The organism is Ruegeria sp. CDSC052 (assembly GCF_059610685.1).
Genome location: NZ_JBXWOB010000001.1, coordinates 801,629 through 815,045, shown reverse-complemented (window position 1 = coordinate 815,045; position 13,417 = coordinate 801,629). Strand labels below are relative to the sequence as shown.

The 13,417-nt window shown below is 57.3% G+C and carries 15 protein-coding genes and 1 pseudogene; 5 read left to right on the top strand and 11 right to left on the bottom strand.

Features of this window, described 5'->3' with window-relative positions; all coding sequences use genetic code 11:
• Window positions 1-2: 2 nt before the first annotated feature.
• Window positions 3-298: pseudogene (locus AC2FIM_RS04070) on the top strand (DUF7742 family protein).
• Here the strand turns inward: AC2FIM_RS04070 and AC2FIM_RS04065 are convergent.
• A complete protein-coding gene (locus AC2FIM_RS04065; protein ID WP_496707917.1) occupies window positions 279-638 on the bottom strand; it encodes a TraR/DksA family transcriptional regulator in 360 nt (119 codons plus the stop codon). The pseudogene AC2FIM_RS04070 and the gene AC2FIM_RS04065 sit on opposite strands and share 20 nt — an antisense overlap.
• A gap of 63 nt (window positions 639-701) precedes the next feature.
• Here AC2FIM_RS04065 and cysE point away from each other — a divergent pair, with 63 nt between their 5' ends.
• Window positions 702-1,511 (top strand): serine O-acetyltransferase, encoded by an 810-nt coding sequence (cysE, locus tag AC2FIM_RS04060; protein WP_142633207.1) that lies wholly within the window; start codon window positions 702-704, stop codon window positions 1,509-1,511.
• A 61-nt stretch (window positions 1,512-1,572) separates the two neighbouring features.
• Here cysE and AC2FIM_RS04055 read toward each other — a convergent pair whose 3' ends face one another.
• The 5 genes from AC2FIM_RS04055 to AC2FIM_RS04035 form a co-directional block, all read right to left on the bottom strand.
• Window positions 1,573-2,877 carry a pyruvate dehydrogenase complex dihydrolipoamide acetyltransferase gene (locus tag AC2FIM_RS04055; protein ID WP_271947585.1) on the bottom strand — a complete coding sequence of 435 codons (1,305 nt, stop codon included), beginning with the start codon at window positions 2,875-2,877 and terminating at the stop codon, window positions 1,573-1,575.
• Between the two features lie 15 nt (window positions 2,878-2,892).
• Window positions 2,893-4,263: a pyruvate dehydrogenase complex E1 component subunit beta gene (locus tag AC2FIM_RS04050; protein ID WP_271947583.1), complete on the bottom strand. Its 1,371-nt coding sequence runs from the start codon at window positions 4,261-4,263 to the stop codon at window positions 2,893-2,895.
• 15 nt (window positions 4,264-4,278) lie between these two features.
• Window positions 4,279-5,268 (bottom strand): pyruvate dehydrogenase (acetyl-transferring) E1 component subunit alpha, encoded by a 990-nt coding sequence (pdhA, locus tag AC2FIM_RS04045; RefSeq protein WP_142633213.1) that lies wholly within the window; start codon window positions 5,266-5,268, stop codon window positions 4,279-4,281.
• Window positions 5,269-5,442: 174 nt separating this feature from the next.
• Window positions 5,443-5,742 (bottom strand): FtsB family cell division protein, encoded by a 300-nt coding sequence (locus tag AC2FIM_RS04040; protein WP_185956602.1) that lies wholly within the window; start codon window positions 5,740-5,742, stop codon window positions 5,443-5,445.
• 126 nt (window positions 5,743-5,868) lie between these two features.
• Window positions 5,869-7,059, bottom strand: a complete 1,191-nt coding sequence (locus AC2FIM_RS04035) for a phosphoglycerate kinase (protein ID WP_496676106.1) — start codon at window positions 7,057-7,059, stop codon at window positions 5,869-5,871.
• 133 nt (window positions 7,060-7,192) lie between these two features.
• Here AC2FIM_RS04035 and AC2FIM_RS04030 point away from each other — a divergent pair, with 133 nt between their 5' ends.
• Together AC2FIM_RS04030 and AC2FIM_RS04025 are read left to right on the top strand one after the other, a co-directional pair.
• On the top strand, window positions 7,193-7,699 hold the full coding sequence (locus AC2FIM_RS04030; RefSeq protein ID WP_271947577.1) for a peptidylprolyl isomerase: 507 nt from the start codon (window positions 7,193-7,195) through the stop codon (window positions 7,697-7,699).
• The gene (locus AC2FIM_RS04025; RefSeq protein WP_142633219.1) at window positions 7,692-8,240 is read left to right on the top strand and encodes a peptidylprolyl isomerase; all 549 of its coding nucleotides are present in this window, start codon (window positions 7,692-7,694) and stop codon (window positions 8,238-8,240) included. Before AC2FIM_RS04030 ends, AC2FIM_RS04025 begins: the two co-directional genes overlap by 8 nt.
• 59 nt (window positions 8,241-8,299) lie before the next feature.
• On the opposite strand, the gene aqpZ is transcribed toward AC2FIM_RS04025, so the two are convergent.
• A complete protein-coding gene (aqpZ, locus tag AC2FIM_RS04020; RefSeq protein ID WP_271947574.1) occupies window positions 8,300-8,986 on the bottom strand; it encodes an aquaporin Z in 687 nt (228 codons plus the stop codon).
• Between the two features lie 153 nt (window positions 8,987-9,139).
• On the opposite strand from aqpZ, the gene AC2FIM_RS04015 reads away from it, so the two are divergent.
• Window positions 9,140-9,937, top strand: coding sequence for a hypothetical protein (locus tag AC2FIM_RS04015; RefSeq protein ID WP_271947572.1), 798 nt, complete (start codon window positions 9,140-9,142; stop codon window positions 9,935-9,937).
• A gap of 77 nt (window positions 9,938-10,014) precedes the next feature.
• Here the strand turns inward: AC2FIM_RS04015 and AC2FIM_RS04010 are convergent, their stop codons facing one another.
• The 4 genes from AC2FIM_RS04010 to AC2FIM_RS03995 form a co-directional block, all read right to left on the bottom strand.
• Window positions 10,015-10,515: a bactofilin family protein gene (locus AC2FIM_RS04010; protein WP_271947570.1), complete on the bottom strand. Its 501-nt coding sequence runs from the start codon at window positions 10,513-10,515 to the stop codon at window positions 10,015-10,017.
• Window positions 10,505-11,830, bottom strand: a complete 1,326-nt coding sequence (locus AC2FIM_RS04005; RefSeq protein ID WP_281994469.1) for a M23 family metallopeptidase — start codon at window positions 11,828-11,830, stop codon at window positions 10,505-10,507. The genes AC2FIM_RS04010 and AC2FIM_RS04005 overlap by 11 nt, the downstream gene beginning before the upstream one ends.
• A gap of 210 nt (window positions 11,831-12,040) precedes the next feature.
• Window positions 12,041-12,856 (bottom strand): ferritin-like domain-containing protein, encoded by an 816-nt coding sequence (locus AC2FIM_RS04000; RefSeq protein WP_496707946.1) that lies wholly within the window; start codon window positions 12,854-12,856, stop codon window positions 12,041-12,043.
• 86 nt (window positions 12,857-12,942) lie between these two features.
• A complete protein-coding gene (locus AC2FIM_RS03995; protein ID WP_496705946.1) occupies window positions 12,943-13,404 on the bottom strand; it encodes a peroxiredoxin in 462 nt (153 codons plus the stop codon).
• Window positions 13,405-13,417: the final 13 nt, after the last annotated feature.

The window sequence follows — 13,417 nt, the reverse complement described above, 5'->3', positions numbered from 1 at the left end:
CGGTGCGGCCCGTATTGCACGGAGATGTCAGCGCGGCGGCGCGTGTTTTGTTGAACGCGCCGCCCGATCAGCGTGAACGCTTATGCCGACGTATGATTGCCGAAGCTGAAACGGCTGATGGCCATGTAAGTAAACAGGGCGGCTACACCCGTTGTTCGGCAACGGTTCGTTAATGGCTGCGGCGCGAAACCGGCGCCTTGCCGCCGAACCCGCATTCGATGATCTGCAGTATTGCCGGTGTTTTGAGACGGTGCTGCGTCATTTGATCCGGTTCCGCATCAACCAGAAGCACAGCTGACACATCTGGTTGCGGCGAGGTCGAATTCAAGTCGGCCATTTGGAATCGGCTCGCCGCAATCTTCGCAGAATCCGTATTCTTGACTTTCAATCCGCTTCAACGCGGCCAAAAGGCGTCGGTATTCAAGGTCCCGATTGACTTGGTGCGCCTTGGCCATGGCCTGGTTCTGTAGCGCATCCATCCGGCTCAGACGACCGATAGATTGTTGATCCAGTTCAACAACAGATTGCGCATCTTTCCCGGCCTGCGACTGGCGCGCCAATTCGTCCAGCCTGGCACGGATTTTCTCGTTGATCTGCTTCAGGTCAGCCTCATTCATTTTCGTTGCTTTGCCGATCACGGGTTTGCGTTTGGCGTTTTAGCCACTAAATGGCATTCTAGGCGCAGCAAAGGATCAAAAGCCATGTTGGAAAAGCGCAGTCATGTCACACCTGTAGATCCCGTTTGGGATCGCATCACGACCGAGGCTCAGGCCGCGGTCGAGAATGAACCACTGATGGGTGGATTGGTGCACGCCTGTATTCTGCATCATCGCAGCCTGACCAGAGCATTGTCCTATCGCGTTTCCGCAAAACTATGTTCGAACGAAATGTCGATGATGGTTCTGCGCGAGATCGTGGACGAAGCTTATGCTGACGATCCCCATTTGATTGAGGCCGCCCGCGCAGACCTGATGGCGGTCTACGAGAGGGACCCGGCCTGCCACCGTCTTCTGCAACCGATTCTGTATTTCAAGGGTTATCAAGCGATGCAGGCCTACCGCGTCGCCCATTGGCTATGGCTCAAGGGGCGATATGATCTGGCCTATTTCTTCCAGATGCGGTCCTCCGAAATCTTCGGCATCGACATTCACCCGGCTGCCAAAATCGGTAAGGGGATCATGATCGACCATGCTCATTCCATCGTGATCGGTGAAACGGCCATCGTTGGCGACAATGTTTCGATGTTGCATTCGGTCACGCTGGGCGGGACCGGAAAAGAAGAGGAGCAACGTCACCCCAAGATTGGTGATGGCGTTTTGATCGGCGCCGGCGCCAAAGTCTTGGGCAATATCAAAGTGGGCCATTGTAGCCGGATTGCCGCCGGTTCGGTGGTGCTGCAAGAGGTGCCACCATGCAAAACTGTTGCCGGTATTCCGGCCAAGATCGTCGGTGAAGCAGGATGTGACCAGCCCTCGATCTCGATGGATCATATGCTGGGCAAAGATCACTAGATCTGAAGGTTCTTAAAGAAAAAGGCCGCCCAGTAGAGGGCGGCCTTTTTTTAGCCAGATATCAGGCCAGCATGACCATCGGGTTTTCCAGATTGTCGACGATCGCCTGCAGCAGCTGCGCACCGAGGGCACCGTCGATGACCCGGTGATCGACCGACATCGTAACCGACATGACTGTTGCAACCGTCAGTTCGCCATCGTCACCAACAACTGGTTTCTTTGCGCCAGTGCCGACGGCCAGAATGCCCGCATGCGGTGGGTTCACGATAGCGTCGAAATTGTCGATGCCGAACATGCCCAGGTTCGAGACCGCAAATGTGCCGCCCTGATACTCATGCGGGGCCAGCTTGCGTTCGCGGGCACGGGCAGCCAGGTCCTTCATCTCGGTTGAAAGCGCTGACAGCGACTTGGTGTCAGCGTCTTGCAGGACCGGCGTGAACAGGCCACCTTCGATCGCGACGGCAACGGCCACGTCCGAGGGTTTCAGCTGCAGAACCCGATCTCCCGCCCAGACGGCGTTGCATTCGGGCACCTGTTGCAGCGCATTGGCCAGGGCCTTGATGATGAAGTCATTGACGCTGAGCTTGACGCCGCGGGCCTCAAGTTGCTTATTCAACTGACCGCGGAATTTCAGCAGTGCATCCAGCTTGATATCCCGGCGTAGATAGAAATGCGGGATTGTTTGTTTGGCCTCGGTCAAGCGCGCGGCGATGGTTTTGCGCATCCCGTCCAGCTTAACCTCTTCGTAATCGCGGGATTCGTACATCCGCATGACCATATCCGTCGAGGGGCCGGTTGGCGCGGCTATGGAGGCTGGTGCTAATGCGGCCTGTACAGGGGCAGCCGCCACAGCAGGGGCTGCGGTTGCGCTTTCGACATCCGCCTTGACGATACGCCCATGTGGGCCGGATCCACTGATTTGCGCTAGGTCGAGACCTTTTTGCGCAGCGATGCGACGAGCCAGGGGCGAGGCGAAGATACGACCGCCATCTGCCTTGACCGGCGCTGCCGGGGCGGGGACGGGCGCTTCGGACGCCGCTGGAGCGGAGGCCTCGTTGCCCGTGGCGGCTGGCGCCGCCGCCGGAGCCGCTGCAGGCGTTGCACTGATATCATCAGCGCTTTCGCCTTCTTCCAGCAAAACCGCGATGGCGGTGTTGACCTTGACCCCTTCGGTTCCTTCAGGGATCAGGATTTTGCCGATTGTGCCTTCGTCAACGGCCTCGAACTCCATCGTGGCCTTGTCGGTTTCGATTTCGGCGAGCAGATCTCCGGAGGAGACTGTGTCGCCCTCTTTGACCAGCCATTTGGCAAGCGTGCCTTCCTCCATGGTCGGCGACAGGGCGGGCATCAGAATTTCGGTGGGCATCTGTCTGTTGCTCCCTTACCGGTAGGTCACTTGTTTGACGGCTGCGATCACCTCGTCGGTGGTCACCAGCGCCAGTTTTTCGAGGTTCGCTGCATAGGGCATCGGAACATCCTTGCCGGTGCAGTTGATGACAGGCGCGTCGAGGTAATCAAACGCTTCCTGCATCACCACCGATGAAATGTAGCTGCCGACCGAGCCTTGCGGCCAGCCTTCTTCGACGGTCACAAGACGGTTGGTTTTCATCACCGAATTGATGATTGCGCCTGTGTCCATCGGGCGGATGGTGCGCAGGTCGATCACTTCGGCGCTGATGCCGTCCTCGGCCAGTTTATCGGCGGCTTCCAGTGCGAACTGCATGCCGATCCCAAAGCTGACGATGGTCACGTCTGTGCCCTCGCGCCAGATGCGGGCCTTGCCCAACGGAATGCTCAGGTCATCCACCTGCGGCACTTCGAATGAGCGGCCATAGAGGATTTCGTTTTCCAGGAAGATCACCGGGTTCGGGTCACGGATCGCGGATTTCAGCAAGCCTTTGGCGTCGGCCGCTGAATAGGGCATGACGACCTTGAGGCCGGGGATCTGCATATACCAGGCTGCATAGTCCTGGCTGTGCTGGGCTGCCACGCGGGCGGCGGCACCGTTCGGACCCCGGAACACGATGGGACAGCCCATCTGACCGCCGGACATATAGAGCGTTTTCGCGGCCGAGTTGATGATCTGGTCAATCGCCTGCATGGCGAAGTTGAAGGTCATGAACTCGACAATCGGTTTCAACCCGCCAAAGGCCGAACCAACTGCGATCCCGGCAAAACCATGTTCGGTGATCGGGGTGTCGATTACGCGCTTGGCGCCAAATTCATCCAGCAAACCTTGCGAGATTTTATAAGCGCCCTGATACTCCGCGACTTCTTCACCCATGAGGTAGACGTCACCGTCATTGCGCATTTCTTCGGCCATGGCGTCGCGCAGGGCTTCACGCACGGTTTCGGACTTCATCTCGGCATCAGCTGGCCAATCTGGGGACAGATCTACCTTAGGTGCGGCTGGGGCAGAGACAGGAGTAGGGGCCTCAACCGCAGCAGGGGCGGCTTCGGTCGTCGCTGCTGCTGCGGGTGCAGCCGCGGGCAGGGCGGAGGCGTCTTCGCCTTCTTCGACGAGGATGGCGATAGGGGTATTTACTTTGACCCCTTCGGTGCCTTCAGCGATCAGGATCTTGCCCATGATCCCTTCATCAACGGCTTCAAACTCCATCGTGGCCTTATCTGTTTCGATTTCGGCCATGATATCGCCGCTTGATACGGTGTCGCCTTCCTTGACCAGCCATTTGGCCAGGGTGCCCTCTTCCATCGTGGGGGAAAGGGCGGGCATGAGAATTTCGGTTGCCATGTCTTAATCGTCCTCTCAGGCGTAGATATCTGTCCAAAGCTCGTCCAGCGACGGCTCGGGGCTTTCTTTCGAGAATTCAGCGGCTTGATTGACGATCTCTTTGATCTCTTTGTCGATCGCCTTCAGGTCATCCTCGGTCGCGTGTTTGCCGGAAAGCAGCAGCTCGCGGACATGTTCGATCGGGTCGCTTTGTTCGCGCACCTTCTGAACCTCTTCGCGGGTGCGGTACTTGGCCGGGTCGGACATCGAGTGTCCGCGATAGCGATAGGTTTTGATTTCCAGAATGTACGGACCTTTGCCCGCGCGGCAATGAGCGACAGCCTTTTCGCTGGCCTCTTTGACCGCTAGCACATCCATGCCGTTGACGATCTCGCCAGGGATGCCGAACGCCTCGCCCCGGTGGTAGATATCCTTGGTCGAAGTCGACCGCGCCTGGGATGTCCCCATCGCGTATTGGTTATTCTCGATCACGAAGATCACCGGCAGTTCCCAGATGGCGGCCATGTTGAAAGTCTCATAGACCTGACCCTGGTTGGCGGCACCGTCCCCGAAATAGGTGAAGGTGACGCGGCCGTTTTCCTGATACTTGTCGGCAAAGGCCAGCCCGGCACCCAGAGGAACCTGCGCCCCGACGATGCCGTGACCGCCATAGAAATGCTTCTCTTTCGAGAACATATGCATCGAACCGCCTTTGCCCTTGGACAATCCGCCCTCGCGCCCGGTCAGTTCTGCCATTACGCCGCCCGGATCCATGCCGCAGGCCAGCATATGCCCATGATCGCGATAAGAGGTGATCCGCTTGTCACCTTCTTCGGCGGCTGCTTCCAGTCCCACAACAACTGCCTCTTGACCGATATACAGGTGGCAGAAACCACCGATCAGACCCATGCCGTATAGCTGGCCAGCCTTTTCTTCGAATCGGCGGATCAGCAACATTTCACGGTAATAGGTCTTGAGTTCTTCCGCAGAAACGTTTGGTTTCTTTGTGGTTTTTCGCGCAGCCATTGTGGCGATCTCCCCCTCTCGGCAAGATAGTTTAGCGTTAAACTATCTAATAGAACATTTGAGGCTTTCTGGCGAGTGGAAATATTGCGCTGTGGTTTGACACGCGGAAACCGTTCAGGTAGGGACGTATGCGTTACCACAGCAGGGATTTCCGACGAAGAATTTTGGCCCCGCTCAGCGGATGACAATCTCATCCGAGCGGATCATACCAAGGATCGAGCGCGCCTGCTGATCCAGTAAATCGAGGTCAAGATAGGTGTCTGAAAGCCTGCGGGTCAGATTTTCCATTTCGGCGATTTCGGTGCTCAACGCTGCAAGGTCGCGCGACAGAGCATCCCGTTCCGCTGCAATCTCGACCCGTCGAAACAGGCCATAGTCACCTTGGACGGCAGCAAAGGTGAAATACACACCCAGCATGAAAGCCACCGAGAAAAAAGCAACTGAGCCCAAACCGGGCCGATGGGAACGGGACACTCTGTTTACCGCCGTATGAAGTCTGCCTCAATGTCGTGCCATTATGCTTGGCATCTGACTGCACTATGTCACAGGTGATTCGGCTTGTGAATCCCCCGATTCGCAAAATTACCCGTGCAGCTGAATTTATTGTTCCAGCGCGGCGACGCCGGGAAGGGTTTTTCCTTCCATCCATTCCAGGAATGCGCCGCCTGCTGTCGAGATATAGGTGAAATCCCGCGCCGCGCCGGACGCGTTCAGGGCGGCTACGGTATCACCACCGCCCGCGACCGAGACCAACTGGCCCGAACGGCTGAGCGCGGCAGCTTTCAGTGCGGCCGCATTCGTTGCTGCATCGAACGGTTCCAGTTCAAAGGCGCCCAAAGGGCCGTTCCAGATCAGGGTTCGGCTTTGGCTGATGACTTCAGTGATAGCGGCGACACTCTCGGGGCCTGCATCCAGGATCATGCCGTCTTCGGGGCATTGGTCTGCGGGCAAAACCTGATGCGGCGCATTGGCCTGGAAGGTTTTTGCAACAACCACGTCACACGGCAGAACGATCTGGCAACCAGAGTTTTCCGCCTTGGCAAGAATCTCTGCGGCAGTGTCTTTCATCGCGGTTTCCGCCAGCGATTTGCCGACTCTGATACCTTGTGCCACTAGGAAGGTGTTGGCCATGCCACCGCCGATGATCAGGTGATCCACCTTGTCGATCAGGTTGCCCAGCAGCTCCAGCTTGGTTGACACTTTTGCCCCACCGACCACTGCTGTTACCGGACGCTCGGGCGCGCCAAGAGCGCTTTCAAGTGCTTGCAGCTCGGCCTGCATCAGCCGACCAGCGCAGGCAGGCAGCAGGCGAGCGATAGCTTCGGTTGAGCTGTGGGCGCGGTGCGCAGCGGAAAAGGCGTCGTTGCAATAGACCTCGCCCAGTTTGGCCATGCCAGCAGCCAGATCAGGATCATTCTTGGTTTCAGCAGCATGAAAACGGGTGTTTTCCAACAGCAATACTTGCCCGGCTTGCAGAGTGTCTGCGACAAGCTCGGCCTCGGTTCCGACGCAATCGGCTGCGAACAGAACTTGCGCGCCAAAGGCGCTTTCCAGTGTGGGAATAAGTTGTTTCAGCGACAGGCTTTCGCGCCGCTCTCCGCCCGGGCGTCCGAAATGGGCTAGAAGGATAGGCTTGCCACCTGCGGCGAGAATATCGCGTACTGTGGGTACGATGCGCTGAATCCGGGTAGCGTCGGTCACGACCCCATCCACCACGGGCACATTGATATCCACGCGCACCAGCACGCGTTTACCGTTCAGGTCCATATCGTCCAGTGTTTTCCAGCCCATCGCGCGATCCTCGTGTTTGGCAACCGATCTAGGCGGTTCTTTTCCTGCATTTTGCCCTCAGGTCAATGCGTCACTTGGCTTTCGCGTGCGTGGCGCATAGGTATTTGCGCAAGACAAACGACAGGAGGGCCACATGGCCGAGATCAAGGATCCCGAAAACACAATCATCATCGAGCTGAAGGGCGGCAATGTCGTCATCGAGCTGCTGCCAGATGTGGCCCCGCAGCATAGCGCTCGGATGAAGGAACTGGCGCGCAGCGGTGAATATGACAACGTGGCATTTCACCGTGTGATCGACGGTTTCATGGCGCAAACCGGTGACGTGCAGCACGGCGATATGGAAGACGGATTCAACCTGCGCAGTGCAGGCACAGGCGGGTCATCGCTGCCGAATGTTCCGGCAGAGTTTTCGAAACTGCCGCATGATCGCGGCACGTTGGGCGCGGCTCGGTCGCAGAATCCGGACTCGGCCAATTCGCAGTTTTTCATCAACTTTAGCGACAACCACTTCCTGAACGGCCAATACACGGTCTATGGCCGTGTCATCGACGGGATGGAGCATGTGGACGCCATCGTTCGGGGCGAGCCGCCCGCAAGCCCGGATCGTATGATCAGCGTCAAGGTGGCTGCCGATGTATAAGCTGGCCGCCGCATTTGTCCTGCTGGCCGGTCCTGCACTGGCCACGGGCCTTGAGATCGAGATTGAGGGCGAGGGGGCCAATGGCACCGTAACCGTTGATCTGTTTGACGATATTGCCCCCAAGCATGTTGAACAAATTAGCGCCCTTGCCGCTGCTGGTCAGTATGATGGCGTGGTGTTTCACCGCGTGATCGACGGCTTCATGGCTCAGACCGGTGACGTTGAACACGGTCGGGTGGGTGGCGATATGCGTCGTGCCGGTACTGGTGGTTCGGATCGGCCGGATCTGCCAGCTGAGTTCTCGGACTATAACTTTGATCGTGGTGTTATTGGCATGGCGCGGGCGCAGGATCCCGACAGTGCCAACTCGCAATTCTTCATAATGTTTGAACCTGGGCCGTTCCTGAACGGTCAGTATACGGTTGTCGGTCAGGTCACTGACGGTATGGACGTTGTTGATGCGATCAAGCGAGGCGAAGGCCCGAACGGAGCCGTAATCGGCCAGCCGGATGCGATGAAAAAGGTCACCGTGACCGAATAGATAAAAGGACCCCGGTGCCTGGTCAGGTGCCGGGGTCTTTTTGTAAGCGTGCGCTTGGGTCAGTCGTCAGACATGGCCTTCCAGATCAGCGCACCAATCGCGCCACCAATCAGCGGGGCAACCCAGAACAACCATAGCTGAGCCAGCGCCGGCCCATCGGCAAACAGGGCAACACCGGTTGACCGTGCCGGGTTGACAGATGTGTTGGTCACCGGGATCGAGATCAGGTGGATCAGCGTCAGCGCCAGACCGATGGCAATCGGCGCGAACCCTGCCGGAGCACCGCTTGAGGTCGCGCCCAGAATGATCAGGATGAAAAATGCCGTCAGCACGATCTCGATCACCAAGGCGGACATCATCGAATAGCCCATGGGTGAAGCCTCGCCATAGCCATTGGACGCAAAGCCTCCGACCCCGGCGAAATCTGGTGCGCCGCTGACGATCAGATACAGAACAGCCGCTGCTGCAATGGCTCCGATAACCTGAGCAATCCAATAGGGCAGCAGATCCTTAGCCGGGAACCGTCCGCCGATCATTAAACCCAGACTGACTGCCGGATTGAAATGCCCGCCTGAAATGTGGCCAACGGCAAATGCCATAGTCAGCACTGTTAGGCCAAAGGCGAAAGATACGCCCAACCAGCCGATACCGACATCCGCGACGCCAGCCGCTAAAACAGCGCTGCCGCAACCGCCAAGCACCAACCAGAATGTACCGAAAAATTCAGCCATGAGTTTTGTTGACATGAAAAGTCCTCCGAAAACCAACGGGCTGTAGTGTAATCCAAAACACAGAAATATCGAAGCTACTCATCACACATAGAAATTCGGCGGAGAATGAAGGGGTATTTGAGCGCGCTTGCCACGTCAAAAGTGGGCAGATAGACCTATGGGTGTGGCATGGAAATATGGGTTCAGCCTACGATGACGTCAAAGACGAATAAGCCGGTTAAGGCCAAGTTATTGCCGGATGATCCGTTCTTCCCGCTCATTCAGGATGCTTATCGCGTTTTTAAACGTCCAAAGCCAAGCAATATCGAGGTCTGCGAAGGGTGCTGCATGGAACCGGATATCGAGGCTGATTTCTTTCACCCGCCCATTCAGGAACTGCCGTTGCACTATCTTCAGGACTGGTTTTTTGCAGCGAGTGATCCGGAAGGGATTGCCAAGAATACCTGGGCCTATCTTTTGCCGCGTGTGCTAGAGGTCTTGGCCTGTGGCGAAGAGGTAAGCTCTGTCGGGATCGAAGTCAGCCTGAGCCGGTATCCGACGGGACAGGCCCGGAACTGGTCGTCGGAGGAGTGGCGTGTCCTGGACGATTTCCAGAAACGTTTTCTTCTGAAGGCGATCGAAGGGGGCTCAGAAGAATGTCTGGACGATACGCTATGCATGTTTCGCCTCGGGGGTTGGCCAATGGATGGCCTTTTGGCGCAAGTAGCCGCAGTTAAAACGGCGACTTTGGCAGAACGGTTCTGGCAGGACTGGTGTTACGGGTATGCACCCTCGGTTTGGATCACGGCCTTCTGGGAAAGCCCGGACGGCACGGCTGCATTTGATTTTTACACGTCTGAAGTCATGTATCGAAGAATGCAGCAGCTTGCCTTTGATGATGGCACGCCACCAGAATTGTCCGAAAAGGCGCTGATGGTCGCAGAAGTGATCGAGGCCAATGCGACCTGGAACCAACCTGATCAGTGAAAGCCTTTCGGTCAGAATTGCAAAAGAAAACGCCGCAGGCTGTCCCGCGGCGTTTGTTTCCTGTCAGTCTGTCAGGATTACTGTTTGACGTCAGCAGCCGGGTTAGCGCCCGGTTTTCCGCTGCGGCCAGGGTTCAGAGGATCGTCCTGACGCTGAACGGAGCCTTCGAAATGCGCGCCGCTTTCGATGGCGATTGTCTTGTGAATGATGTCGCCTTCGACCCGTGCGGTCGAGGTCAGGCGCACTTTCAGGCCACGCACGCGGCCAACGATACGGCCGTTGATGACAACGTCATCTGCAGTGACTTCGCCCTTGATGGTCGCCGTTTCACCGATGGTCAGCAGATGCGCACGAATGTCACCTTCCACCGTACCTTCGACCTGAATGTCACCCGAGGTTTTCAGGTTTCCGGTGATGTGCAGATCCGAAGACAGGACCGATGCGGGTGGCTTGGGTTTGGGCGCGGTGCTGGCCTTGGTTTCCGTCGGTGCAGGGGTTGCCGGAGTGGCCGGAGCGGCAGGCTTGGCGGCCTCTGGGGCATTGGTTCCGGGCTCGTTGATTTTGCTCTTAGAAAACATTTCTTGCAGCCTTGATGTAAGTCATTGGGTTAACAGGTTTTCCGTTTACGCGGACCTCATAGTGCAGGTGCGTTCCGGTCGACCGTCCGGTGTTACCCATATCAGCAATATGATCCCCGCGCGAGACCCTTTGGCCAACCTTAACCCGTAACTTGGTGTTATGAGCGTAAAGTGTCTCAATTCCGAAGGCGTGCCGGATTTTGACCAGACGCCCGAAACCCGATTGCCAGCCCGCATGGGTGACAACGCCGTCGGCGGTCGCAAAGATATCAGTTCCAAGTGCACCGGCGAAATCGGAACCGTTATGCATGCGGCGACCGCCCGTTTTTGGGTCACGGCGCGTGCCGAAGCCACTGGTAAAGCGGACAGCCGCTTTCACCGGGCTGGCAAACGGGGCCTTTTCTGCTGCGATACGATAGAGGTTCAGCTGGTCCATCTGTTGCAACAGAGTGTTCGCGCGGATCTCGTCGGGGGTCAGGTCCTCACCGCGCGTGCTGAAGGAAATTGGGGTGAGGGGGCCACCCATGCCGCTATAGCCACGCCGTACTTCTTCAATGATACGGTCAGTTGGCATACCTGCCTGTCGGAACATCTTGTCGAGCGGTTCGACCGAGATGATCATTGCTTCTTCTAGCTGACGGAAAATTTCGTCGCTGCGTTCCTGCATCAGCCGGATCTCAAGCTCGAGATCGTCCCGCTGATCCAGTGCGTTCCGGGCGTCGGCTGCGATCTGATCACGCTCTTGCGCGGTGCGGGTCAGAGCAACGGTCATAAATTCCATCTGTTCGGGGCTGGCAGTGTTTGCCAACGTGAGCCCATCATCGGAATCTGATTGTTGCAGCGCCGCAAGCTCCTGACGGGCAGATTCCCGTTGTTTCATGGTGGTGCGCAGGGTGGACTGGATAACCTCGATCCCCGTTTCCAACTCACGGCGGCTGTTTTCGGACGCCAGCAGCTCGGACTGCATCGCAGAAATCTGTTCAAGCGCAGCGTTGAACCGGTCCTGAGCCATCAGAGCCTCATGAGCGCGCACGTCACGCTCTGCTGACAGGATATTCAGCCGCTCCTGATATGTCGCCTGATCGCGCTTGGCCTGTTCCCGGAAGTTGCCTGATCCGATGCTGTCCATCAACAGGATTGCCGTAGTGACCGCAGTCCAGCCAACAAACAGGGCAACACCAGCAACTGCAAAGATTTGTGTCTCTGAGCTGAGCCGGATGAACCGTGTGTCATTGTCAGATTTCAGAAAGACCCGGCGTTCCGGGAAGTGCTGCTCAAGCAGCGAATGTAGTTTGATTGCCAGACGTGCTCGCACGCGCCTTACCTCTCGATCCCCAAATTCGGGATCGGTTGTGAGTGGTCTCCGTCCCTTGGGGCAACTGAATAGAGGGGACGTCCGATTTGGGCAAGTTTGTTAACTAGTTCACACGACAAACAGGGTTAATCCCGCCAATTCTCGGCGAGAAATTGCCGATTACATCAACTGGAGGATGTTTCAAAGTCTGCTATGACCGTGCATGCCGACCTAGCGGGCAGAGCCGGGCGGCGGCAGGCCTTCGGTCAGCGGCCAATAGAAATCCGGCGGTAACCCGGCTTCGGCCCGCTTTTCTTCGTTGAAGGGCGGTTTAAGAACGCCATGAAAATAGCGCCGGACCAGATCGTGAAAGATACCCTTTGGGTCAGTGTTCTCGCGCCCGCACAGAAAGTGGAACCACTTGGAACCATAGGCAACATGGGCGACCTCTTCGGCATAGATCACCTTAAGCGCGGCAATGGCCTGTTCAGCCTTTGCCTTGCGGAAGATGTCAATCATGCCGGGGGTCACATCCAGACCCCGCGCCTCAAGCACCATTGGCACTACGGCCAAACGGCCCATCAAATCTTCTGCTGTATCTTCGGCCGCGCGCCACATACCCGCATGGGCGGGCAGTGCGCCGTAATGACTGCCCATCTGTTCCAGGCAATCGCAGACCATTTCGAAGTGGCGCGATTCCTCTTCGGCGCATTTGACCCAGTCGTCGTAGAAACCGATAGGCATAGGGACATGGCCAAATCGGGCGATGATATCCCAATGCAGATCAACCGCGTTCAGTTCGATATGGGCGACCGCGTGTAGCAGGGCGATGCGCCCAGCCTCGGAGCCGGGGCGGCGCCTTGGGACATCCCGGGGGGACAGCAAATCTGGTTTGTCCGGTCGGGCTGGATTCAACGGCGGTGTTGCGGTGCCCACTTCAATCGCAGGAGCGTCCCCTGATCGCGCCGCAAACCAAGCGGCGGCATGGCGCTTGGACAGGGCGGTCTTTTCGCGCCCGTCTGCTGTGGTCAGAACTTCGGTTGCCATTTGGGTCAGTGTTTTCGACACCGGGATATCTCCGCTTTCAAGATTTGTTCGGGTAATAATCCGGATGACGACCGCGGTGAAGAGAGTTACAGCGCGCGCACGGCTTCCAGTACCTCTTCCACATGGCCGGGCACTTTGACCTTTCGCCAGATGCGAGCGATCTTACCGTCGGCGTCAATCAGAAAGGTTGAACGCTCGATCCCCATCGACTTGCGCCCGTACATGTTCTTCTCGACCCACACACCGTAATCCTCGCAAACGGTCGAGCCTTCGTCGGACAAAAGTGGCGTCGTAAGACCGTGTTTGGCGACGAATTTGTCATGCTTAGCCACCGTGTCGCGCGAGATGCCGAAAACCTGGGCGCCGGCATCAGCAAAGGCTTGAAGTTGTTCCGAGAAACCGATGGATTCCTTGGTGCAGCCCGGCGTATCATCACGGGGATAGAAAAACAAAACGACGGCGCTGCCTTGCAGGTCTGACAGCGTAACCTCACCACCGCCGTCGCGGGGCAAAGTGAAACCGGGGGCGATGTCTGTAACGTCGGGCATTGGAAACTCCGCT